26 protein-coding genes are annotated in these 21,086 nt (G+C 73.5%); 16 read left to right on the top strand and 10 right to left on the bottom strand.

Translation table 11 applies throughout. The features are described 5' to 3' along the window. Positions 1-6 precede the first annotated feature (6 nt). On the top strand, positions 7-576 hold the full coding sequence (locus tag ACXVGS_RS12460; protein ID WP_458531949.1) for an RNA polymerase sigma factor: 570 nt from the start codon (positions 7-9) through the stop codon (positions 574-576). After that, positions 576-1,529 carry a hypothetical protein gene (locus ACXVGS_RS12455; protein WP_458529264.1) on the top strand — a complete coding sequence of 318 codons (954 nt, stop codon included), beginning with the start codon at positions 576-578 and terminating at the stop codon, positions 1,527-1,529. Before ACXVGS_RS12460 ends, ACXVGS_RS12455 begins: the two co-directional genes overlap by 1 nt. A gap of 3 nt (positions 1,530-1,532) precedes the next feature. Here the strand turns inward: ACXVGS_RS12455 and ACXVGS_RS12450 are convergent, their stop codons facing one another. Beyond that, positions 1,533-2,822 carry a nicotinate phosphoribosyltransferase gene (locus ACXVGS_RS12450; RefSeq protein ID WP_458537002.1) on the bottom strand — a complete coding sequence of 430 codons (1,290 nt, stop codon included), beginning with the start codon at positions 2,820-2,822 and terminating at the stop codon, positions 1,533-1,535. 24 nt (positions 2,823-2,846) lie between these two features. Between ACXVGS_RS12450 and clpS the strand changes: the two genes are divergently transcribed. Both clpS and ACXVGS_RS12440 read left to right on the top strand, forming a co-directional pair. Further along, positions 2,847-3,137 carry an ATP-dependent Clp protease adapter ClpS gene (gene clpS / locus ACXVGS_RS12445; RefSeq protein WP_141787540.1) on the top strand — a complete coding sequence of 97 codons (291 nt, stop codon included), beginning with the start codon at positions 2,847-2,849 and terminating at the stop codon, positions 3,135-3,137. Beyond that, entirely contained in the window at positions 3,138-3,722 is a 585-nt protein-coding gene (locus ACXVGS_RS12440) for a DUF2017 domain-containing protein (protein ID WP_458537001.1), read from the top strand. On the opposite strand, the gene ACXVGS_RS12435 is transcribed toward ACXVGS_RS12440, so the two are convergent. Further along, positions 3,679-4,452 carry a winged helix-turn-helix transcriptional regulator gene (locus ACXVGS_RS12435; protein WP_458529261.1) on the bottom strand — a complete coding sequence of 258 codons (774 nt, stop codon included), beginning with the start codon at positions 4,450-4,452 and terminating at the stop codon, positions 3,679-3,681. The two genes, ACXVGS_RS12440 and ACXVGS_RS12435, sit on opposite strands and share 44 nt — an antisense overlap. Before the next feature lie 153 nt (positions 4,453-4,605). On the opposite strand from ACXVGS_RS12435, the gene ACXVGS_RS12430 reads away from it, so the two are divergent. The 7 genes from ACXVGS_RS12430 to ACXVGS_RS12400 all read left to right on the top strand — a co-directional run bounded on the left by ACXVGS_RS12430 (position 4,606) and on the right by ACXVGS_RS12400 (position 11,152). Next, the gene (locus tag ACXVGS_RS12430) at positions 4,606-5,424 is read left to right on the top strand and encodes a class I SAM-dependent methyltransferase (RefSeq protein ID WP_458531952.1); all 819 of its coding nucleotides are present in this window, start codon (positions 4,606-4,608) and stop codon (positions 5,422-5,424) included. Positions 5,425-6,160: 736 nt separating this feature from the next. Then, positions 6,161-6,964 (top strand): glutamate racemase, encoded by an 804-nt coding sequence (murI, locus tag ACXVGS_RS12425; protein ID WP_458529259.1) that lies wholly within the window; start codon positions 6,161-6,163, stop codon positions 6,962-6,964. Further along, entirely contained in the window at positions 6,964-7,731 is a 768-nt protein-coding gene (locus tag ACXVGS_RS12420) for an MBL fold metallo-hydrolase (protein ID WP_458529258.1), read from the top strand. Before murI ends, ACXVGS_RS12420 begins: the two co-directional genes overlap by 1 nt. Positions 7,732-7,755: 24 nt before the next feature. Further along, positions 7,756-8,490 (top strand): ribonuclease PH, encoded by a 735-nt coding sequence (rph, locus tag ACXVGS_RS12415; protein ID WP_458529257.1) that lies wholly within the window; start codon positions 7,756-7,758, stop codon positions 8,488-8,490. Continuing rightward, positions 8,487-9,113, top strand: coding sequence for an RdgB/HAM1 family non-canonical purine NTP pyrophosphatase (gene rdgB, locus ACXVGS_RS12410; protein ID WP_458537000.1), 627 nt, complete (start codon positions 8,487-8,489; stop codon positions 9,111-9,113). Before rph ends, rdgB begins: the two co-directional genes overlap by 4 nt. Positions 9,114-9,169: 56 nt before the next feature. Beyond that, on the top strand, positions 9,170-10,705 hold the full coding sequence (locus ACXVGS_RS12405; protein WP_458536999.1) for a molybdopterin-dependent oxidoreductase: 1,536 nt from the start codon (positions 9,170-9,172) through the stop codon (positions 10,703-10,705). 60 nt (positions 10,706-10,765) lie between these two features. Beyond that, positions 10,766-11,152, top strand: coding sequence for a nuclear transport factor 2 family protein (locus tag ACXVGS_RS12400; RefSeq protein ID WP_458529254.1), 387 nt, complete (start codon positions 10,766-10,768; stop codon positions 11,150-11,152). 123 nt (positions 11,153-11,275) lie between these two features. On the opposite strand, the gene ACXVGS_RS12395 is transcribed toward ACXVGS_RS12400, so the two are convergent. From ACXVGS_RS12395 to arfB (ACXVGS_RS12385), 3 genes are read right to left on the bottom strand one after another with little or no spacing between them, the layout of a single operon-like run. Next, positions 11,276-11,893 carry an HdeD family acid-resistance protein gene (locus ACXVGS_RS12395; protein WP_458529253.1) on the bottom strand — a complete coding sequence of 206 codons (618 nt, stop codon included), beginning with the start codon at positions 11,891-11,893 and terminating at the stop codon, positions 11,276-11,278. 41 nt (positions 11,894-11,934) lie between these two features. Further along, entirely contained in the window at positions 11,935-12,408 is a 474-nt protein-coding gene (gene arfB, locus ACXVGS_RS12390; RefSeq protein WP_458529252.1) for an alternative ribosome rescue aminoacyl-tRNA hydrolase ArfB, read from the bottom strand. A 58-nt stretch (positions 12,409-12,466) separates the two neighbouring features. Next, positions 12,467-12,934 (bottom strand): alternative ribosome rescue aminoacyl-tRNA hydrolase ArfB, encoded by a 468-nt coding sequence (arfB, locus tag ACXVGS_RS12385; protein ID WP_458529251.1) that lies wholly within the window; start codon positions 12,932-12,934, stop codon positions 12,467-12,469. A gap of 169 nt (positions 12,935-13,103) precedes the next feature. Between arfB (ACXVGS_RS12385) and ACXVGS_RS12380 the strand changes: the two genes are divergently transcribed. From ACXVGS_RS12380 to ACXVGS_RS12370, 3 genes are all read left to right on the top strand, one after another. After that, positions 13,104-13,439 (top strand): hypothetical protein, encoded by a 336-nt coding sequence (locus ACXVGS_RS12380; protein WP_458534566.1) that lies wholly within the window; start codon positions 13,104-13,106, stop codon positions 13,437-13,439. 302 nt (positions 13,440-13,741) lie between these two features. Next, positions 13,742-14,110, top strand: a complete 369-nt coding sequence (locus ACXVGS_RS12375) for an HAD family hydrolase (protein ID WP_458529249.1) — start codon at positions 13,742-13,744, stop codon at positions 14,108-14,110. A 306-nt stretch (positions 14,111-14,416) separates the two neighbouring features. Then, a complete protein-coding gene (locus ACXVGS_RS12370; RefSeq protein WP_458529248.1) occupies positions 14,417-15,367 on the top strand; it encodes a TIGR03557 family F420-dependent LLM class oxidoreductase in 951 nt (316 codons plus the stop codon). 37 nt (positions 15,368-15,404) lie between these two features. On the opposite strand, the gene ACXVGS_RS12365 is transcribed toward ACXVGS_RS12370, so the two are convergent. The 3 genes from ACXVGS_RS12365 to ACXVGS_RS12355 form a co-directional block, all read right to left on the bottom strand. Further along, a complete protein-coding gene (locus tag ACXVGS_RS12365; protein WP_458529247.1) occupies positions 15,405-16,208 on the bottom strand; it encodes a sigma-70 family RNA polymerase sigma factor in 804 nt (267 codons plus the stop codon). Positions 16,209-16,300: 92 nt separating this feature from the next. After that, positions 16,301-16,849: a PRC-barrel domain-containing protein gene (locus ACXVGS_RS12360; protein WP_458529246.1), complete on the bottom strand. Its 549-nt coding sequence runs from the start codon at positions 16,847-16,849 to the stop codon at positions 16,301-16,303. Between the two features lie 73 nt (positions 16,850-16,922). Continuing rightward, a complete protein-coding gene (locus ACXVGS_RS12355; protein WP_458529245.1) occupies positions 16,923-17,291 on the bottom strand; it encodes a hypothetical protein in 369 nt (122 codons plus the stop codon). Between the two features lie 141 nt (positions 17,292-17,432). Here ACXVGS_RS12355 and ACXVGS_RS12350 point away from each other — a divergent pair, with 141 nt between their 5' ends. Continuing rightward, the gene (locus tag ACXVGS_RS12350; RefSeq protein ID WP_458529244.1) at positions 17,433-17,702 is read left to right on the top strand and encodes a DUF7218 family protein; all 270 of its coding nucleotides are present in this window, start codon (positions 17,433-17,435) and stop codon (positions 17,700-17,702) included. A gap of 61 nt (positions 17,703-17,763) precedes the next feature. Next, positions 17,764-17,937: a CsbD family protein gene (locus ACXVGS_RS12345; protein WP_458529243.1), complete on the top strand. Its 174-nt coding sequence runs from the start codon at positions 17,764-17,766 to the stop codon at positions 17,935-17,937. 77 nt (positions 17,938-18,014) lie between these two features. Here the strand turns inward: ACXVGS_RS12345 and selB are convergent, their stop codons facing one another. Both selB and selA read right to left on the bottom strand, forming a co-directional pair. Next, positions 18,015-19,787, bottom strand: coding sequence for a selenocysteine-specific translation elongation factor (selB, locus tag ACXVGS_RS12340; RefSeq protein WP_458536998.1), 1,773 nt, complete (start codon positions 19,785-19,787; stop codon positions 18,015-18,017). Then, entirely contained in the window at positions 19,787-21,070 is a 1,284-nt protein-coding gene (selA, locus tag ACXVGS_RS12335) for an L-seryl-tRNA(Sec) selenium transferase (RefSeq protein WP_458529241.1), read from the bottom strand. The genes selB and selA overlap by 1 nt, the downstream gene beginning before the upstream one ends. Positions 21,071-21,086: the final 16 nt, after the last annotated feature.

Below are 21,086 nucleotides of genomic sequence, written 5' to 3'. Positions count from 1 at the left end.
GGACCGATGGCGACGCGCGAGGCACGCTTCGAGGAGCTGTTCGCGCGGACCCGGTCCGCGCTGATGGGGTATGCCGTGCGCCGGGTCGGCGACCCGGCCGACGCCGCGGACGTGGTCGCCGAGACCTACCTCGTGGCCTGGCGCCGGCTCGACGAGGTGCCGCCGGGGGAGGAGACCCGGCTGTGGCTCTTCGGCGTCGCCCGCCGGGTGCTGGCCAACCACCAGCGCGGGGAACGGCGCCGGCTCGCGCTTGCCGACCGGCTGCGAGAGGACCTGTCGGGGTGGTCGCCCGAGCCGTCCACCGGGGAGGCCGACGCGGTGGGCCGGGCCATGCGTCGGCTCTCGGCGGACGACCGCGAGCTGTTGACGCTGGTCGGCTGGGAGGGCCTGTCCCGCGACGAGGTCGCCGTCGCGCTCGGCGTCACCCGCGCCGTGGTCCGCTTGCGGCTGCACCGTGCCCGGGGCCGGCTGGCGGCAGCTCTGCGGGTGGAAGGCGTTGACCTGCAACGGTGTTCGGTGACCGGACATGTTCCTGGTGGTAGGGCGAACGCCCACCCCGACCTGAAGGAGGCGTGATGGACCGCGACGAGGCGATGCAGGTGCTGCGTGCGGCAGCCCTGGCCACCGATGCCGAGGTCTCCCGCCGGGTCGGCCAGCGGACGCTCGACGTCCTGCGCGAGGGGATCACCATGAGCAGCACCACCGAGGCACCTGTCACCGTCCCGCCCAACCGCCGGCGGCGACGCCTCACCCGCGGGGCCGTCGCGGGCCTGGCCGGGCTGGTCCTGGCCGGGGGAGGCGCAGCCGCATGGGCGGCATACACCGGGGGCCACGAGACCACGGGAATCGACTGCGTCAGCAAGGCCAACGACGCGATCATCCCTGCTGTCAGCGGCGACCCCGTCGCGGACTGCACCGCGATGTGGCGGCGCGAGGGGGTGACCGTGCCGGACGGCCTCAAGGCCTACGACGACGGGAAGTCCATCGTCGTCCGCCTGGACGGCACCGTGCCGGACGGGACGCGGGCCCTGCCGGGCGGGGTGGTCCAGGACGCGGCCGTCATCGAGCTCGGCGCGAGCCTGGAGGACCGGGTCGACGGGATGCGCGGCCAGTGCCTCGACGCCTCGCGCGGGCGGGCCTGGGTGACCGGAGAGCTGCAGCGGCTCCACCTGCGCGGTTGGCGGGTGTCGGTCGACGGCTCCCGGCCGCCGACACCGACGGCGTGTGCGGAGGGGCTCGCCGACGCGGACAGGCATACCGTGACCGTCATCGGTGGACCGCCCTCAGCGGACCCGGGAGACCCGTCCGTGGCCTTCACCCGGGCGCTGCGGACCCGGATCAGCGGCGCGTGTGTCTCCCTCCCGGCCGCCGAGCGGATCGTGCGTCAGGCGGCGGGCGGCACCACCGCCGCGAACGGGATGCAGGTCACCGTGCTGGCCGACCCGACGGCGTCGTGCACCAGGGTCGACGCCGTCGTCGGTGGAGCGTGGATGGTGACCCTCCACGGGCCGCAGGTGGTGCGGAAGTAGGGCTCAGGCCTCGTAGACGGTGGGGATCGCAGGCTCGCCGCGGGACAGCTGCAGCGCCCTGGCAGGAAGCTCGGCGCGCGACTGCTCGTGGCGGGCCCGCGCCTGCTCCAGGGAGGTCACGCCTACCACGTCGCCGTCACGGACCAGCTCGACCAGCAGCGCGCGGTCGTCGCCGTCGTCGACCGGCATCTCGCCGACGCCGATCACCTCGGCCTCGGCGACGCCGGCGGTATTGCGCCGGCGCAGCGCCCACTTGCGGCCGGCCACCGTGGCCTTGTCCTTGCTCTTCTTGGCGACCCCGACCATCTCGCCGGTGGCGTCCTCGCGGGCGACGAGCTTGTAGACCAGGCCGGCGGTGGGGGCACCGGACCCGGTCACCAGGGAGGTGCCCACGCCGTAGGCGTCGACCGGCGCCGCGGCCAGGGCAGCGATGGCGTGCTCGTCCAGGTCGGAGGTCACCACGATGCGCGTGCCGGTCGCCCCGAGTGCGTCGAGCTGCCGGCGCACCTCCCTGGCCTGGGCCAGCAGGTCCCCGGAGTCCAGGCGCACGGCGCCCAGCTCGGGACCGGCGACCTCGACGGCGGTGCGCACCGCCGTGGCCACGTCGTAGGTGTCCACCAGCAGCGTCGTGCCCTTGCCCAGGCTGGCGACCTGCGCCTCGAACGCCTCGCGCTCACTGTCGTGCAGGAGGGTGAACGCGTGGGCGCTGGTGCCCGTGGTCGGCACGCCGAACTCCCGGCCCGCCTCAAGGTTGCTGGTCGCGGCGAAGCCGGTCACGTAGGCAGCGCGTGCCGCGGCCACCGCAGCGTCCTCGTGGGTGCGGCGCGACCCCATCTCGATGCACGGCCGGCCCTCGGCGGCGCCCGTCATCCGCGAGGAGGCCGCGGCGACGGCGCTGTCGTGGTTGAGCACCGAGAGCACCAGCGTCTCCAGCAGCACCGCCTCGGCGAAGGTCCCCTCGACGACGAGCAGCGGCGACCCGGGGAAGTAGCACTCGCCCTCGGCGTAGCCGTGGATGCTGCCGGAGAACCGGTATGCCGCGAGGTAGGCCAGCGTGTCCTCGTCCACGACCCCTGCGGTGCGCAGGCGCTCGATCTCGGCCTCCCCGAAACGGAAGTCGGCCAGGTCCTGCAGCAGCCGGCCGGTGCCCGCGACGACGCCGTAGCGCCGACCGTCCGGCAGGCGCCGGGCGAAAACCTCGAAGACGCAACGCCGTCCAGCTGCGCCGCTGCGCAGGGCAGCCTGCAGCATGGTCAGCTCGTAGTGGTCGGTGAGCAGGGCGGTACTCGTCACGACGAGCAGCCTAGAGTGGAGGTCGTGTCCATCGCCCCCGTGGAGCAGGAGCTCACCGACCTCGCCGAGGAGTCCGACCTCGACCGCCCGTGGATCACCCTCGTGTGGAACGACCCGGTGAACCTGATGTCCTACGTCACCTACGTCTTCCAGAGCTACTTCGGCTACTCCCGCGAGAAGGCCGAGAAGCTCATGCTCGACGTGCACCAGAAGGGCAGGGCCGTGGTGTCGACCGGACCACGGGAGAAGATGGAGCACGACACCGAGGCCCTGCAGGGCTACGGGCTGTGGGCGACCTTCCAGAAGGACGAGTGAGTGGCGACCGCGTTCAAGCGCAAGGGTGAGCGCTTCGTCGCCCGCCTCGACGACCTCGAGCGCGAGGTCGTCGTCGGCCTCATGCAGCAGGTGCTCGAGCTGGTCGAGCCCGAAGGGGTGGAGGCCACCGGCGACGCGTTCGAGGACCTCGTCGCCACCATCGGCGTGCCGCGACTGGACGAGGCGGGGCCGGTCGAGGAACCGGAGGACCCGGCCCTGGCCCGGCTGCTGCCCAGCGGCAACCGGCAGGACGACGCGGTGGCCTCGGAGTTCCGCCGGCTGACCGAGCACGGGCTGCGGGAGCGCAAGGCAGCCAACCTCGAGGCGGCCATCGACGCGCTGACGGGGGCGACGGGGGACAAGGTCACCCTCGACCGGTCCCAGGCGCAGGCCGTGGTCGTGGCGCTCACCGACGTGCGGCTGGTGCTGGGGGAGCGCCTCGGCCTGCGGACCGACGAGGACGCCGACGCCCTGGTCGAGCGGCTGGAGCAGGCGGGGGAGCAGGACATCGAGACGATGCTCGCGGCCTACTACGACTTCCTCACCTGGCTGCAGGAGTCACTGACGCTGGTGCTGATGGGCTGACGTCCTCCAGGGCGTCCTCCGGTGCGCCGTCCAGCGTGCCTTCCCCGCTGAGCCGCTCCGGGCGCGGCACGCCGGCGAACGGGGACAGGGTGAACCATCGCGGCACCGCCCGACGCAGGGCCTCCGGTCCGTCGACCTCCAGCCCGCCCGACCGCACCGCGTCCGACCACGGGACCTCCCCGCGCCAGACGTCGACCAGCCGGCGCAGGCTCGCGGTGACCCGCACGGCCACGTCGAACCCGGGGTCGACGTCGCACACGTCGGTCTCGGCGGCGGTGATGACCAGCCACCAGTCCCGGGCGCCCCTGGCCGCGTCGGGGAAGCGGAACTGCACGACGGTGCGGCCGGCCGGGACGGCGTCGGGGTCGACATGCCGGTGCATGTCCCACAGCAGCAGCTTGGGGTCGAGGTCCGCGTCGCCGATCTCGGGCACCCACCGCACGCCCCAGACGCCGAGCGCCTCCACCACCGGGCGCAGCTCCGCACCGGCCGGGGTCAGCACGTAGCGCACCTCGGTGCCGTCGACCTGCCTCGTCAGCACACCCGCCCGCTCCAGCTCGTGCAGCCGCCGGGACAGCAGGGTCGGTGACATCCGCGGCAGGCCGCGGCGCAGCTGGTTGAAGCGGTCGCTGCCCATGAGCAGCTCGCGCACGAGCAGCAGCGTCCAGCGCTCGTCGAGCAGCTCCATGGCCTTCGCGACGGGGCAGAACTGGTGGTAGGACGAGCCCACCCCCGCAGGCTAGGCCGCACCCGGGCGGGCGACCAGCCCCAGGAAGGCGGCAGAGCGCGGTACAGATCTCGTACTAGGAGCGGGGCGCGCGTGTTCCTAGCGTCGTTCGCGTGGAACCGCCACGGCAGGGGACGACTTCGCAAGGAGCACGACATGACGACAGCGACCGACGCGGTGCAGGCCGACCGCGAGCTGAAGGCCCGCCACCGGGCCATGTGGGCCCTGGGTGACTACCCGTCCCTGGCGACCGAGATCATCGCCGAGCTGGGACCGACCCTTGTGCGGGCCTGCGGCATCGGCCCCGGCGACCGGGTGCTCGACGTGGCCGCCGGGTCGGGCAACGCCGCCATCCCCGCCGCGCTCGGCGGCGCCCAGGTGGTGGCGAGCGACCTGACCCCCGAGCTGTTCGAGACCGGGCGTCGCGCGGCGGCCGCGCAGGGCGCGCAGCTGCAGTGGCGCGAGGCGGACGCGGAAGCCCTGCCGTTCGCCGACGGCGCGTTCGACGTGGTGATGTCCTGCGTCGGGGTGATGTTCGCCCCGCACCACCAGGCCGCCGCCGACGAGCTGGTCCGGGTCTGCCGCCCTGGTGGCACGATCGGGCTGCTCAGCTGGACCCCGGAGGGCTTCATCGGCCGGATGTTCGCCACGATGAAGCCGTATGCCCCCGCCCCGCCGCCGGGCGCGCAGCCGCCGCCGCTGTGGGGCAGCGAGGAGCACGTGCGGGCGCTGCTCGGCGACCGGGTGAGCGGGATCGAGCTGCGCCGGCAGCGGCTGCGGGTGGACCACTTCGCCACGCCCGAGGAGTTCCGCGACTACTTCAAGGCCCGCTACGGCCCGACGATCGCGACCTACCGGGCGATCGCCGACGACCCGGAGCGGGTGGCCGCCCTCGACCATGACCTGACCGAGCTGGCCCGGCGTGAGCCGGTCAGCGAGTGGGAGTACCTCCTGGTCACCGCTCGCCGCGCCTGACTCCGCGTTGGGCCACGCCTGAGGGTTGTCGGGGTCAGAGTCAACAACCCTCAGGCTTTGTCCACATGGGGGCCTCGCCGGGTCGCACCATCCACAGGGTGAGGGTGTGTGGTGTCCTCCCGGCGCCGACGCCGGGAAGATCCGGTCGCGTCGCTGGCGGCGGCTCCAGCGCGGCGTCTACCTCACCCATCGGGGCGAGACGTCATGGCCGGCCCGGGTGAGCGCTGCCCCGCTGGCCTGTGGGGACGGCGCCGCCGCCTCCCATGAGACGGCGGCCCGCCTGCTTGGCCCTGTCGACAGTGACCCGCACGTCCTGCGTCGGCGATGACGAGGGAGGGGCGGAGAGCACCCTCTGAGGTGAGATGGGTCCGGGACGTCGAGCGGCCACATGGTCTGCCCTCGGCCGTCCGTCAGCGACGGCGTCTTTCGCGACCGCCACCGGGACAACGAGGCTGCGGTCGAAGGGTGGGTGACCCTTCGCTTCGGCTGGGCGGCGGTCACCGGGGAGCCGGGTGAGACCCGCGCGAGACCTGACGGCGGTGCTGGCGCTGCGGGATGGGAGGGCCTGCTGACACGCTGCGGTTCGGCATGTCGACTCACCCGCACCGCCTGAGGGGAGAGTGTGAGGGCTATGACACCGAAAAATCTTCACCCTGCGGGGAACGCGGCCGCCGGTGTGACGGAGGTGACGCCGGAAGGCGGCAAGTCGTCACGTGACCGCGTTTAACCTCGAAAGGTGACAGATGCACCCATCGGGATATTCGACAGCGGCTACGGCGGGCTGACCGTCGCGCGTGCCGTGCTCGACCAGCTCCCGCATGAGTCCGTCATCTACCTCGGCGACACCGCCCGGCAGCCCTACGGCACCAAGCGCATCGCCGACGTGCGGGCCTACGCCCTGGAGTGCATGGACCGGCTGGTCGACCGCGGCGTGAAGATCCTCGTCATCGCCTGCAACACCGCCTCGGCGGCGATGCTCCACGACGCCCGGGAGCGCTACGACGTCCCCGTGGTCGAGGTGATCCGACCCGCCGTGCGCCGGGCGGTTGCCGCCACCCGCAACAACCGCGTCGGCATCATCTCCACGGCCGCCACGCACCAGAGCCACGCCTACGTCGACTCCTTCGCCGCCGCCCCGCAGATCCACGTGACCAGCCAGCCCTGCCCCAGGTTCGTCGAGTTCGTCGAGTCCGGCGTCACCTCGGGCCCGGAGCTGCTGCAGGCCGCCCACGACTACCTCGAGCCGGTGGCCGCCCACGGCGTCGACACCCTCATCCTCGGCTGCACGCACTACCCGCTGCTGACCGGCGTCATCTCCTACGTCATGGGTGAGGACGTCACCCTCGTCTCCTCCGCCGAGGAGACCGCCAAGGACGTCTTCCGCACACTCGCTGACCGCGGTGCCCTGCGCCCCGACGACCTGCCGCCGCCCGCGCACGAGTTCCTCACCACCGGGGACCCGCTGGAGTTCGAGCGGCTCGCCCGACGCTTCCTCGGCCCGGAGGTCGTCTCCGCCCATGCCGCGGAGGTGGCGTCCTGATGAAGCTGACCATCATCGGCTGCTCCGGCTCGTTCGCCGGCCCGACCTCGCCGGCCTCGAGCTACCTGGTCCAGTCCGAGCACGAGGGCCGCACCTGGAACCTCGTCCTCGACCTCGGCAACGGCGCGCTCGGTGCCCTGCAGCGGCACATCGACCCGCGCGACATCGACGCCGTCGTGCTCTCCCACCTGCACCCCGACCACTGCATCGACCTGTGCGGGCTCTACGTGGTGCAGCGCTACCACCCCGAGGGTGCGGCCAAGACCCCGCTGCCCGTCCACGGGCCCACCGGCACCGGCCCGCGGATGACCGAGGCCTACGGGCTGGACGAGCCGGATGCGATGGCCGCCGAGTTCGACTACCGCGACCTGCAGGAGCGCATGCCGGTGCAGGTGGGCCCGTTCACGGTCACGCCGTACCGCGTGAACCACCCGATCGAGGCCTACGGCCTGCGGGTCGAGGCCGACGGTGCGGTCCTGGCCTACACCGGCGACACCGACAGCTGCGACGCGCTCAAGCCCCTGATGTCGGGCGCCGACCTGGTCCTGGCCGACGCCGCCTTCGTCGACGGCCGCGACGACGTCGAGGGCATCCACCTCTCCGGCAGCCGCGCCGCGCAGGCGGCACTCGACGCCGGCGGGGTGCGGCGCCTCATGCTCACCCACATCCCGGCCTGGAACGACCCGGAGGTATGCCGCGCCCAGGCTGCCGGGGTCTGGCCCGGTGAGGTGGAGCTGGCGGTGCCGGACACGGCATACGAGCTGTGAGTCCTCTCGCCTAGCCTTGGGCGCATGACTCGACACGACGGCCGCGCCAAAGACCAGCTGCGCGACATCCGGATCACCCGCAACTGGCTCGACCACGCCGAGGGAAGCGTCCTCGTCGAGTTCGGCCGCACGCGGGTGCTGTGCGCGGCGTCGTTCACCGAGGGCGTGCCGCGCTGGCGCAAGGGCAGCGGCGAGGGCTGGGTGACGGGGGAGTACGCCATGCTGCCGCGGGCGACCAACACCCGCTCCGACCGGGAGTCGGTGCGCGGCAAGATCGGCGGCCGCACCCACGAGATCAGCCGCCTGGTCGGCCGCAGCCTGCGCGCCGTGGTCGACACGAAGGCGTTGGGGGAGAACACCATCGTCCTCGACTGCGACGTGCTGCAGGCCGACGGCGGCACGCGCACCGCGGCGATCACCGGGGCCTACGTCGCGCTCGCCGACGCCATCGAGTGGGCCCGCCGCGAGGGTGCGGTCAAGGCCAGCGCGCAGCCGTTGAAGGGCTCGGTGGCCGCGATCAGCGTGGGCATCGTCGACGGCACGCCGGTGCTGGACCTGGACTACATCGAGGACTCCGGCGCCGACACCGACATGAACGTCGTGATGACCGGCGACGGCCGGATCATCGAGGTGCAGGGCACCGCTGAGGCCGAGCCGTTCGACCGGGCCCAGCTCGACCAGCTGCTCGACCTCGCGGGCGCCGGCTGCGCCGAGCTGACCAAGCTGCAGCAGGTGGCGCTGGCCGGGGGTGCCGCGTGACGCGGCTCGTCCTGGCCACCCGCAACGCGCACAAGGTCCGTGAGCTGGACCAGATCCTCGACGGCCTCGTTGAGGAGCTGGGCCTGGAGGTCGTCGGGCTCGACGACTACCCGGAGATCCCCGACGTCGTGGAGTCGGGCGTGACCTTCGCCGAGAACGCCACCCTCAAGGCGGTCGCCGTCGCCAAGGCCACCGGCCTGCCCGCCATCGCCGACGACTCCGGCCTGGCCGTCGACGTGCTCGGCGGCTCGCCCGGCGTGTTCAGCGCCCGCTGGGCCGGCCGTCACGGCGACGACCGGGCCAACCTGGAGCTGCTGCTGGCCCAGCTCGGCGACGTGCCCGACGACGAGCGCGCCGCGGCGTTCGTCTGCGCGGCCGTGCTGGCGCTGCCCTCCGGCGAAGTGGTCGTTGAGGAAGGCCGTATGCCGGGTCGCCTCGCCCGGGAGCCCCGCGGCACGAACGGGTTCGGCTACGACCCGATCCTCGTCGTGGAGGACGGCCGGACCGCCGCCGAGCTGAGTCCGGAGGAGAAGAACTCGATCTCCCACCGGGGCATCGCGTTCCGCGCACTGGCGCCGCACGTGCGCCTGGCGCTGAAGCGGACCGCCGGCACCAACCGTTAGCGAGGCGTCACCGGCCAATCCACACCGGCGCCGGCCGCGAATGACAGGCTGTGAGGGTGAAGCGAGCTCGTCCTGCCTTGGCCGGGGTGATCGCCGGTGCCGTCACCCTGGGCGTCGCCGAGCTGGTCGCCGGCTTCATGGTCCGGGCCGGCCTGTCCTCGGGGACGCCGTCGCCGGTGGTGGCCGTGGGCGGTGCCTTCGTCGACCGCACCCCGCCGTGGCTGAAGAACGTCGCGGTGAGCTCGTTCGGCACCCACGACAAGGTCGCCCTGTTCGTGGGCATCGCCGCGGTCCTGACCGCGCTGTGCGCGGTGCTGGGCGCGGTCGGTGCGACCCGGCGTACGGCCGGCCTGGTGGGGTTCGTCGTCCTCGGCGCAGTCGGCGCCGCGGCCGTGCTGTCCCGGCCGCACGCGGCGCCGCTAGACGTGCTGCCCACGTTCGCCGGGGTGCTGGCCGGGCTGTGGGCGCTGAACACGTTGTGGGGCCTGACCGCCCGCGCCGAGGAGGCCGGCGCCGAGTCGCGCGGCTTCGAACGGCGCAGGCTGCTCGTCGGCGGGGCCGGCCTGGCGGCCGTTGCCGCGACCGCGGGGGCGCTGGGCAGGGCGGTCGGCGGGGCGGGCAGCAGCGCCGCGGCGGCCCGGGCCAAGGTCGCCGTGCCGCCGGTGGCCAACCCGGTGACCGTGCCCGCCGCGGCCGACCTCAAGCTGCCGGGCATCACGCCCTACGTGGTGCCCAACGTCGACTTCTACCGCATCGACACCGCCCTGGTCGTGCCGCAGGTCGACACGGCCGGGTGGAAGCTGCGCGTGCACGGCCTCGTCGGCGAGGAGGTGACGATCACCTGGGACGAGCTGCTCGCCAAGCCGATGAAGCAGGCGCTCGTCACGTTGACCTGCGTGTCCAACGAGGTCGGTGGTGACCTGGCCGGCAACGCGGTGTGGACCGGCTGGCCGATCCGGGAGCTGCTGGCGATGGCCCGGCCGGACCAGACCGCCGACATGGTGCTGTCCACGAGCGTCGACGGGTTCACTGCCGGGACGCCGCTGACGGCTCTCACCGACGAGCGCAACGCGCTGCTCGCGGTGGCGATGAACGGCGAGCCGCTGCCGGTGGAGCACGGCTTCCCGGTGCGGATGGTGGTGCCCGGCCTCTATGGGTACGTCTCGGCGACAAAGTGGGTCGTGGACCTGAAGGTGACGCGGTTCGCCGACGACGTCGGCTACTGGACCCCCCGGGGCTGGTCGGCCAAGGGACCGGTCAAGACCGAGTCCCGCATCGACGTGCCGCGCTCGGGTGACCAGGTCAAGGCGGGCCGGGTGGCCGTGGCGGGCGTGGCGTGGGCGCAGCACCGCGGCATCGACACGGTCGAGGTGCGCATCGACGACGGGCCGTGGCAGACGGCGCGGCTGGCGGCCGAGCCGACGATCGACTCGTGGCGGCAGTGGGTGCTGGAGTGGGACGCCCCGAAGGGCAACCACCGGATCACGGTGCGCGCCACGGACGCCGACGGCCAGGTCCAGACCCAGCAGGAGGCCCCGCCCGAGCCCGACGGTGCGACCGGCTGGCACAGCATCACCGTCACCGTCGCCTGACCGCCGGAACTACTCCTCGCGGACGATGACACCCCCCGGCGGCGGCGCCACGATCCGCAGATGGCACCGCACCAGCAGACGATCATCCCGCCGCGCACGTTCGACCTGCAGGGTTTCACCGCGGCGGTCAGGGCCAAGGACGCCGACCGGTGGTCGGACTACTTCGACGAGGACGCGGAGTGGCTGGAGTTCCGGCACGACCAGCCGCCGTCGCACCCGCACCGCATGCAGGGCAACATCGCCATCCACGCCGGGCTGCGCTCGGTCTGCGCGGGGGACTACGGCATGGAGGTGGAGGACACCGCGATGAGCGGGTCGAACGTGTGGTTCCGGCTCGTGCTCACCCGGCCAGACGGCAGCCGCGTGCTCGAGCACGTGCACCTCGCCCTCGCGGACAACGGCCTGATCCACCGCCAGACCGACATCGAGGCCTGGGACCTGACCTGAGCGGTCCCGGGCCGACGCGGCCGGGGCGGACGCGGCCAACTCGGCCCTCCGGCATACCGTCCCCGGCGTGCACAGGGCTGGGCCGGTCGGGCACGAAGCCCGGCCGGCCCAGGATGCCTCGTCTCACGCGGGACGAGGCTGGATCGGCGCGGCCGGACCCATGGCCGCACCGTGACGGCGCAGGCGGAACGCCAGCGCCAGCTCACCGATGCCGAGCACGACAAGCCACAGCCCGGTGACCCACGCCAGGGCGGCGAGGGAGACCCCGGGCCAGGCCACGAGGACGATGCCGGCGAGCACGCTGAGCACGCCGAGCATGGCGTGGGTGCCGCGGTACTCGGCGCCGTGGTCGGTGATGGCGACGAAGACCTCGATCATGCCGTGGATGATCCAGTAGATGCCGAGCACCAGCGCCAGCGTCAGCACGGTCAGGCCGAGGTGGCGAATCGCCCAGACGCCCACGATCACCGAGAGCACGCCCAGCAGCGCGAGCATGGTCCGTGTGCCGCCGCTCTCCTCGGTGCGTGCCAGGCCCTCGACGAAGCGGATGATGCCGGCGACGACGAGCTGGATGCCGAACAGCAGCGCCAGGACGACGACCGTCTTGCCGGGCCAGATCATCGCGAGCACACCGACGACGACCGTGACGGCGCCGAAGATGCCGACCAGGATCGCCGACCCGCGGCTGACCGACTCCAGCCGCGCCTGCGCGGTGTCCATCATGTTGCCCTGGTTGGACATTGACTGCTCCCTTCCCGCGGGCGCGTGCCGCCCGACGCCTCTCACTCCTCGTCCGGCTGCACCGGTGCCCGCAAGGCCTTGGTGCGCGCGTGTTCCTTCTTGCTTGCGATGCGAGCGTCGTCCGACTCGTGGCTGGGCTCCCCCGGCCAGCGGTCCGGCGGAGCGGGTTCGAGCGCCTCGCGCAACAGGTGCACCAGGCGTTCCCGGGCCGCCACGCGGTTCTCCCACTGGGACCGGTGCTCATGGGCCTGGATGACCAGCACCCCGTGGTGCAGCCGCGGGCTGAGGTACTCCTCGACCTGGCGGCGCTGGTCCTCGCTGAGGGAGCGGGCGTCCGGCACGTCGAAGCGCAGCTCGACCTTGGCCGAGGTGGTGTCCACGCCCTGCCCGCCGGGACCGGTCGAGCGGGAGAAATGCTCCTGCAGGTCCTCGTCGCGCAGCCGCAGACCGTCGGGCAGCCCCGGTGCGGGGTGGATGAACAGGTCCTCTCCGGGGTGTCCGGTGTACGTGCTCACGCAGCCAGTCTTCGCCGGCCCTGACCGCTCGGACAGGGACTTCGTCCCCTGTCCCGGCTCAGCCGTCCTGCACGCGACCGCGCAGCGACTTGGTCTCGCCGCGGCGCCGCTTGCCCTCCAGGCGTCGCCGTTGCGATCCCTTCGTGGGGCGCGTCGCGCGCCGCGACGCGGGGGGAGGGGCGAGCCCCTCCAGCAGGTATGCCGCGAGCCTCGCCCGGGCAGCCGCGCGGTTCTGGCGCTGGGCGCGGTGCTCCGAGGCGGTGACGACCAGCTCGGTGCCCACGAGCCGGGTTGCCAGGGCACCGAGCAGGCGGGTGCGCTGGTCGTCGGTGAATGCGGCGGAGGCGGCGACGTCGAAGCGCAGCTCGACCCGGCTGTCGGTGGTGTTGACGCCCTGGCCGCCGGGTCCGGAGGAGCGGCTGAACCGCTCGCGCAGCTCGGCCGCCGGGACGGCCAGTGGCTGCCGGACGCCGGGCGCCGGCCCGACCACCAGGTCCTCGCCGGGGTCCCCCCGATGCGTTCTCACGCCCGGCATTCTGCCTGCACGAGCCGGCGAAAGGTGAGCCAATCGGCGCCCGCCGCGGCGGAAGGGGTGCAAGGATCCGAGGGTCACACCGGACGCCCGACCCGTGGCGTCCCAGCAGCACGGCCAGGGGGCACCCTGGCGTGTCTCGCGCCGGACATGAGGAGACGTGATGGTGTCACTGGATGCTCTCGACCCGCTGGGTGGAGCACCGACCGGCTTCAAGCTCTTCTTCGCTGCCGTGGTCACGCTGATCGTGCTGGGCTTCGTGGCGATGCTCGCGACGGCGGCCTATCGGGCCCGGGCTGCCAGGCGGGCCGGCCTGGACCCCCTGGCGGGTGACATCCAGCTCGCCGGTCAGCTCCGGAAGTCCGCCCTGCTGGCACCAGCCGGCGAGGAGAGGACCACGGAGCAGCGCCTGGCCGAGCTGGACGCGCTGCACCGGTCCGGCGCGATCAACGCCGAGGAGCGGGAGGCCCAGCGGGCCCGGATCCTGTCCGACCTGTGAAGGTCGGCCGAAGAGCGACCTCGGTGCGGTGAGCGCACTCTGACTGAGCCGGCCTACGGGTGTCCGGCGAGGCACGGCATACAAGGGGTGCGCGATGGTCCGCTGGGTGTTCTTCGACCTGGACCAGACCCTGTGTGACTTCGCGACGACGATGCGCCGCGCGTTGGACTCCGCGCTGGGCGAGCTGCAGCGCCGGCTGCCGGCAGGCGCGGCCGCCGGGCTCACCGTCGAGGACCTGCGCGCCGCCCGGGACGAGGTGACGGCCAGCGCCTCACTACCTGCGTTGCCGGTTCGCCGACCCCGTGGTCTACCCCGATGTCCGACCGGCGCTCGACGCGCTGGCGCCTCGTCACCGTCTGGGCGTGGTCAGCAACGGCAACAGCTACCCGCACACCCTGGGGCTCGGGCACTTCCGTGAGGTCTTCCTCGCGCAGCACGTCGGGCTGCGCAACCCCGATCCCGCGCTCTATGCCCATGTGGCGCGCGAGGTCGGCGCGCGGCCCGAGGCGCTGGTGATGGTGGGCGACCCGGTCGGGCAGGACGTGCTTGCCGCCCGTGAGGCCGGCTGGCAGGCGGTCTGGGTCAACCGGGAGGGTCGCGAGGTGCCGCCGGAGGTGACCTCGTCGGTCGCCGACCTGCGCGACCTCGAGGACCTGCTCCGCGACGGGTGACGCCTGCTGCCGGCTGGGCCGGGTTCAGCCAGGCGGGGTGTCCGGTTGCAGGGGTGGCTCGACGGGAGGGACCGGGTCCCGCCCTGGCCCGGGCGGCTCGGGTGACGGCGCCGGCGGCGTCGGCGGCTTCGGGCCTGGCAGCGTGGGCTTGGGCGGGTCGTTCGGCGGGATGGTGGCCTGAGGGATCAGGGACATGTCATCGCCTCCTTGCCGGACCCGTGCCCGCTGACGGCCCGGCCCAAACGCCGGTTTCGGCGGTGGCCGCGACGGGTACGCCGCGAGCACGCGACCCCAGGAGGAGACACGATGCGACTCGGTTACTTCCTCTCCAGTGAGGAGCACCCGGCACCCGAGCTGGTGCGGCAGGCCCGGATGGCCCAGGACGCAGGGTTCGAGGCGTTGTGGGTCTCGGACCACTTCCACCCGTGGAACGACCAGCAGGGGCAGAGCCCCTTCGTCTGGTCGGTGATCGGGGCGGTCTCCCAGGCGTGCGACCTGCCGCTGACGACGGCCGTGACCTGTCCGACCGTGCGGACCCACCCGGCGGTTATCGCCCAGGCGGCGGCGACCAGCGCGACGCTGATGCCCGGCCGCTTCCACCTCGGCGTTGGCTCGGGTGAGGCGCTCAACGAGCACATCACCGGCGCGAACTGGCCGAGCGCACAGGTGCGTCTGGAGATGCTCGAGGAGGCGGTGGACATCATCCGCCGGCTGTTCTCCGGCGAGCGCGTCTACCACCGGGGCCGGCACTACGTCGTGGACGAGGCCCGCCTCTACAGCCGCCCGGACAAGGCGCCCCCGATCTACGTGTCCGGTTTCGGCCCGCGGGCGATCGAGCTGGCCGCGCGCATCGGGGACGGCTTCATCAGCACCAACCCGCAACCCGACGACCTGGACCACTACCGGCTTCATGGCGGCCGCGGACCGGCCGAGGCGGGGGTGAAGGTCTGTTGGGCGCGTGACGAGGAGTCGGCGGTGGACACGGCCCACCGGCTCTGGTCCAACTCCGGGGTGCCGGGCGAGCTGGCACAGGTCCTGCCGAGTCCCAAGCACTTCGAGCAGGCATCGAGCCTGGTCACCCGGGAGTCCACCGCCTCCTCCGTCGCGTGCGGTCCCGATCCGAAGCGCCACGCCGAGGTGGTGCGCCAGTTCGCCGATGCCGGCTACGACACGCTCTACGTCTCGCAGATGGGGCCGCAGCAGGAGGAGTTCTTCCAGTTCTGGGCCGATGAGGTGCGTCCCCTGCTGGTGGGGTGAGGACGCCCCGGTGACACCGGAGGCCGTGGCCGTGCGGTCAGGCTGCTTCGAGCTCTTCACGCAGGCGGCCGAGCACCCGGCGCAGCCGCCTCGAGACCTGCATCTGGCTGACCCCGAGCCGACGTCCGATCTCCTCCTGGCTCAGCTCGTCCTCGAAGCGCAGTCGCAGCAAGCGCAGGTCCGCAGCGTCCAGGGTCCGCAGCGCGGTCGTCAGGGCCAGCCGCTGGACCACCGTGGCGCTGGGGTCGCCGCCGGGGTCAGGCAGGTCGTCGGCGAGGGCTCGCCGGTGCTCGTCCCTCTTGGCGTCCAGGGAGGTCGGGGAGTAGCAGCCGGGCAGCTCCCGCGCCTCGGCAACCGAGCGCTCGTCGGTGCCGAGCGCGTCGGCGAGCTGCGTGGTGCTCGGCGGGGCCCCGAGGTCCTGCTCCAGGGCGCCGGCGACCGCACGGATGTCGGCATGCAGCTCCTGCAGCCGTCGTGGTGGGCGCACCGCCCAGCCGGCGTCCCGGAAGTGCCTGCGGATCTCGCCGCGGATGGTTGGCCGCGCGAAGGCCAGGAAGCTGTCCCCGGCGCCGGCGTGGAAGCGCTGCGCCGCCTTGACCAGCCCCACCATCGCGACCTGCCGCAGGTCGTCGGGCTCGAGCCCGCGACCGCGGTAGCGGGCGGCGATCGCGCAGGCCACGTCGATGTTGCAGCAGACCACCTCGTCCCGGATCCGGCGGCATACGCGCGGGTCATGTTCGTTGGCCAGCCGGTCGAGCAGCTGGCGGGTCCGGGCCTCGCGGGTCTCGGCCGCGCGGGTGCGGGCTGAGGTGGGCGAGTAGGTGGTCAGCAACGCAGTCATGGTGCATCCCGGGGGAGCAGGGGGTGGGCCGTTGCTGGACCTCACCTGCACCATACCCATGGGGCCGCCGGGCACGGCGCCCTGTCAGCGGCTCATCCGTCGCGTTGGTCCCTGGTGTCCCGGCCGTCAGCCTGGTCACGCGGCTCGATCAGCTCGTCGTAGCGCTTCGGGCCGTCGGTGACCAGGGGCTCCCCGAGGGCGTCACCCCCCTCACGTGCGCCGGTACGCGCGGCCACGCTCGCGGGGTCGGCGATGCCGTCCGCGGGGTCGGGGCGAGTGTAGGCGGCCCCCGCCACGTGGCTCGCGCCGTCGCTGCCGGCCTGCCCGTCCATCCAGGTCGTGGCGTAGTACTGGTACAGGCTCTGCGCGTCGTCGAAGGAGGGCGGCCAGTCCCCGGCAAGTGTCGGCGCCTGCACGACGGTGTCCTTGGCGTAGGGCAGGACGAGGTCGCCGGACTCGACGCGCGCCTCCGAGACTGGGGCGAGGGTGTCGTGCCGGCCCAGCAGGCCGGTGCGGATCCGCAGCCAGGTCCCTTCCTGGCTGTGCTCCTCCGAGAGCACCTCCTCGATGCGGCCGATCTTCTCCCCGTCCTGGGCCCTGGCGGTCATGCCCACCAGGGCGGCCAGCTCGTGCTCCTGCATGCAGGTCACCTCTCTCCTCGGATCGTGGTCTCGCCTCCGTGTGCCCGAAGCGGGGGCGGTTCAACCCGCGGCGTCAGTCCCGCTCCCATGGGGGCTCCTCATCCATCTTGGAGTAGTAGCGCGCCAGGTGTCCCTTGACCCGGGCGACATCGCGCTCGGGCAGGTCGGCGCCTCCGCGGGAGCCCTGCATCACCGCGGCGGCAGCCATCACCCCGCGCGGCACCGCTACCAGACGGCCGTCGACCACGTCGGCCACGAGCAGCTTGTATGCCGTGAAGTTGTCCTTCGCGTCCGCGTCGTACCAGACGTGGGCGTCCCGGTAGCGGGCGTTGGGCTCCTCCTCGGCCCCGGCCCACTTCCGTACGCGCTTCTCCGCGGCGGCACCGTCCCACGCGCGGTCCCGCGCCGCGAGCGGCAGGTCCTGGAACGTCGTCACAGCCATGGCTTGCCTTCCTTCCCATCGGGGTTGACCTGTCTTGCCTGTACCCGAGCGGGCCGGGAGCATGCGGGACGTTTGGGTGTCGTCCGGTCGGGTACGGAGCAGGCACGGCTGACCTGTACGAGAGGGAAGGCAGGTGGGGACATGCCCCGCAAGGACCCGGGACCCAGCGTCAAGGACAAGGACCTCTACGAGTCGCTGCGCGACGACGGCGCCAGTAAGGAGAAGGCCGCCCGCATCGCGAACGCGGCGGCAAACAGCTCGCGGTCGTCGGTCGGCCGCAAGGGTGGCTCGCACGGCGACTACGAGGACTGGACCAAGGACGAGCTCCTGAAGCGAGCGCGCGAGATCGGCATCGAGGGACGGTCCTCCATGAGCAAGGCCGAGCTGGTCACGGCGTTGCGCAACCACTGAACCCCTGCCCCGCCGTACGGCGCGGGCAGGTGCCACATCCGGCTCGACCGAAGGAGAAGTGATGGGCAACGACGACAAGCTCCGCAACAAGGGCGAGGAGATCGGCGGCGCCGCCAAGGAGAAGGTCGGCCAGGCGACCGGCGACCGTGATCTCCAGGCCGAGGGCAAGGGCGACCAGACCAAGGCCAACCTCAAGCAGGCAGGCGAGAAGGTCAAGGACGCCTTCAAGGACTGACCCTCGCCGTCCAGCCGAGGACCGGAGCCACATCGGCTCCGGTCCTCGTGCCTGTCCGGCCCCGGGGCGTGAACGGCTCAGCGGCGAACCCGGCGGTGTGAGGAGTCGACACGCACGGTCCACCCACGACTGTCGCAGTGCTCCAGCAGGGGCACCGCCACCCGGCGGGTCGTGCCGAGCGCCACCCGTGCCTCGCTGAGGGTGAACGGCTGCGGCAGCGCCGCCAGGACCCGCATCGCCCGGGCCGGACCGTCGGGCAGCAGCACCACGTCCTCGCTCAGGCGCAGGAGCCGTCCGGCACGATCGGCTGCCGCCAGCTGCCGGGTCCCCAGGCCCAGCTCCTCCAGGTCGGGGCGCTCCGGCGCGGCGAACGGGTCCGTGCGCAAGCGCTGCTCCAGCTCCTGTAGCCCGGGCTCGGCCGGGCCCAACGACGGCACGACGCCGGGGCGGCTCAGACGGCCGCCGCGCAGCTGGACGCCGGCGGCGTCCGCCAGCCCCGGCACCAGGGAGACGTCCGGAAGGGCCGCCTCGCGTCGGGCGACCTCCGTGGGCACCGCCGGGTCGAGCGGGTGGACCTTGGCCCACTCGTCGACGACGGTCCCGAGGCGCCGCGCCCAGGTCTGCCACGCGTCGTCGTCGACCAGCCACGCGCCCCGGCGGTGGACGCCAGGGGCCAGCGACTCCTGCTCCACGACCGCCCCCAGACCCAGGCCGGTCAGGTCCGACTCCGGCACGGCACCCCGCCGCCGGACCTCGGCGGCCAGGTCCGGTCCTGCGGCCGAGTCGACGAGCTCCAGGGCGCGCTCGCGCGCCGCGCCGCGCCGGCGGAGGCTCGGCGGGTCGACGTCCAGCACCACCACGCCCGCGGCCACAGCGTGCCGGCCGGGGTCACGCAGGATCGCACGGTCCCCGGCCACGAGCGGCAGGGGCCGGGCCAGGGACAGCCGCACGGTGTCGCCGCCCAGGCCCCGCAGGCGCGCCGGCACCGACGCGGTCCCCACGTGCAGCACCAGGTGCGCCGGCAGCGCAGCAGGGTCGCTGGGCAGACGGGCGTCCACGACGTCGGTCTGCCGCCAGGAGCCGGGGGTCAGGAGCGCCTGCCCACGACCGACGTCCTCACGGGCCACGGAGCGCAGGTTGACCGCCACCCGCGCGACGGCCTCGACGTGGTCCTGTGCCTCGCCCAGGCTCTGCAGGCCGCGCACCCGCACGCGCCGGCCGGCGAGCTCGAGCTCGTCGCCGACGTTGACCGTCCCCGCGGGGAGGGTGCCGGTGACGACGGTGCCGCTGCCGCGCACGGTGAAGCTGCGGTCGACCCAGAGCCGGACCCGTGCGGTCGGGTCCGGCGTGGGCAGCCGGTCGGCGACCCGCTGCAGGGCGTCGCGCAGCATGGGGACCCCCGCACCCGTGGCGCCCGAGACCGCGACCGCCTCGACGGCACCGAGGCTGCTGCGGCTCAGACGGTCCCGGGCCTCCTCGGTCGCCGGGCGGGGGTCGGCGAGGTCGCTGCGTGTCACGACCAGCAGGCCGTCGCGCAGGCCGAGCGCGTCGACGGCCGCGAGGTGCTCGGTGGACTGGCGGCGCCACCCCTCGTCGGCGGCGACGACGAACATGACCGCGGGCGCCGGCCCGAGCCCGGCGAGCATGTTGCCGATGAAGCGCTCGTGACCGGGGACGTCGACGAAGGCGAGCATCGCGCCGCCCGGCAGGGCCGTCCACGCGTAGCCCAGGTCGATCGTCATCCCGCGCCGTCGCTCCTCGGCCCACCGATCCGGCTCCATGCCGGTCAGCGCGCGCACCAGGGTGGACTTGCCGTGGTCGACGTGTCCTGCGGTCGCGACGACATGCACTAGAGCAGGACCGCCTCGATCGCCTTGCGCAGCAACGGGTCCGCGCTCTCCGGGACGCACCGGAGGTCGACCAGGCAGCGGTCCCGCTCGACCCGGCACACGACGGCGGGGTCGCCGGCACGCAGCGGCTCCGCCAGGGTGGCGGGCAGCGCGAGCGCCCACCCGGGCAGCGCCACGCCCGGGGCGCCGCCGCCGCCCACGGCGCCGTCGGAGGGCACGACCTGCCCGCCGACCTCGGCTGCGAGCGTCTCGGCCCGCCGCCTCAGAGCGGCCGGGTCCGCGTGCAGGTATCGCGCGGTGGGCGTGAGCGGGCCACGCACCGTGGCCTCCAGTGCGGCAAGGGTCAGCTTGTCGACGCGCAGCGCCCGCGCCAGGGGGTGCCGGCGCAGGCGCTCGACCAGGTCGCCACGTCCGAGGACGAGCCCGGCCTGGGGGCCGCCCAGCAGCTTGTCGCCGCTGCAGGTCACCAGGTCGGCGCCCGCGGCCAGGGTCGAGGCGGCGTCCGGCTCGTCGGGCAGGAGCGGGTCGCGGGCCAGGAGGCCGGAGCCGATGTCGGCCACCACCGGCACGCCGAGACCGCGAAGTTCGCTCACGTCGACGGCGGCGGTGAACCCCTCGACGCGGAAGTTGCTGGGGTGCACCTTGAGGATGCAGCCGGTGTCGGGGCCCACCGCTGTGGCGTAGTCGCGCCGGGACGTGCGGTTGGTGGTACCGACCTCCCTGAGCCGGGCGCCGGTGGACGCGATGAGGTCCGGCAGCCGGAACCCGTCGCCGATCTCGACCATCTCGCCGCGGCTGACGACGACCTCCCGGCCGGCCGCGAGGGCCGTGGTCACGAGGACCAGGGCTGCCGCCCCGTTGTTGACGACGAGGACGTCCTCGGCGGCCGGGACCGCGGCGCGCAGGGCAGCCAGGGTGCCGCGCCCGCGGCGGGCGCGCTGGCCGGTGACCACGTCGTACTCCACGTCCACGTAGCCGGCTGCGGCCCCGATGGCCTCGCGCGCTGCGTCCGACAGCGGCGCCCGCCCGAGGTTGGTGTGCAGCACGACGCCGGTGGCGTTGAGCACCTGCCGCAGGCTGGTCGCGCGTGCGGGAAGGGCCGCCACGGCGGCGTCGGCCACCGCCTCCGGGTCGAGCTCGCCGGTGCGTGCCCGGTCCTGGGCGGTTCGTACGGCCTCCCGGACCGCCGCCTCGCCGAGGGCCGCCCGAGCGGCTTCAAGCCGGGGGTCGGCCAGCACGACGTCGGTGCGGGGCACTCGTCGGCGGGGGTCGGTCGACGTCACGCGTCGATCCTACGGT

Source organism: Oryzihumus sp., assembly GCF_054325275.1.
Note: the sequence above shows the minus strand (reverse complement) of the source record. Positions and strands in the feature narration are given on the sequence as shown.

Excerpts from the sequence above, each read along its gene's own strand:
- ACXVGS_RS12395 (WP_458529253.1), bottom strand. The coding sequence starts at position 11,893 with ATGTCCAACCAGGGCAACATGATGGACACCGCGCAGGCGCGGCTGGAG.
- ACXVGS_RS12355 (WP_458529245.1), bottom strand. The coding sequence starts at position 17,291 with ATGGCTGTGACGACGTTCCAGGACCTGCCGCTCGCGGCGCGGGACCGC.
- ACXVGS_RS12420 (WP_458529258.1), top strand. The coding sequence starts at position 6,964 with ATGAAGCTGACCATCATCGGCTGCTCCGGCTCGTTCGCCGGCCCGACC.
- ACXVGS_RS12460 (WP_458531949.1), top strand. The coding sequence starts at position 7 with ATGGCGACGCGCGAGGCACGCTTCGAGGAGCTGTTCGCGCGGACCCGG.
- ACXVGS_RS12345 (WP_458529243.1), top strand. The coding sequence starts at position 17,764 with ATGGGCAACGACGACAAGCTCCGCAACAAGGGCGAGGAGATCGGCGGC.
- ACXVGS_RS12400 (WP_458529254.1), top strand. The coding sequence starts at position 10,766 with ATGGCACCGCACCAGCAGACGATCATCCCGCCGCGCACGTTCGACCTG.
- ACXVGS_RS12380 (WP_458534566.1), top strand. The coding sequence starts at position 13,104 with ATGGTGTCACTGGATGCTCTCGACCCGCTGGGTGGAGCACCGACCGGC.
- ACXVGS_RS12430 (WP_458531952.1), top strand. The coding sequence starts at position 4,606 with ATGACGACAGCGACCGACGCGGTGCAGGCCGACCGCGAGCTGAAGGCC.
- ACXVGS_RS12370 (WP_458529248.1), top strand. The coding sequence starts at position 14,417 with ATGCGACTCGGTTACTTCCTCTCCAGTGAGGAGCACCCGGCACCCGAG.
- ACXVGS_RS12365 (WP_458529247.1), bottom strand. The coding sequence starts at position 16,208 with ATGACTGCGTTGCTGACCACCTACTCGCCCACCTCAGCCCGCACCCGC.
- ACXVGS_RS12350 (WP_458529244.1), top strand. The coding sequence starts at position 17,433 with ATGCCCCGCAAGGACCCGGGACCCAGCGTCAAGGACAAGGACCTCTAC.
- ACXVGS_RS12455 (WP_458529264.1), top strand. The coding sequence starts at position 576 with ATGGACCGCGACGAGGCGATGCAGGTGCTGCGTGCGGCAGCCCTGGCC.
- ACXVGS_RS12360 (WP_458529246.1), bottom strand. The coding sequence starts at position 16,849 with ATGCAGGAGCACGAGCTGGCCGCCCTGGTGGGCATGACCGCCAGGGCC.
- rph (WP_458529257.1), top strand. The coding sequence starts at position 7,756 with ATGACTCGACACGACGGCCGCGCCAAAGACCAGCTGCGCGACATCCGG.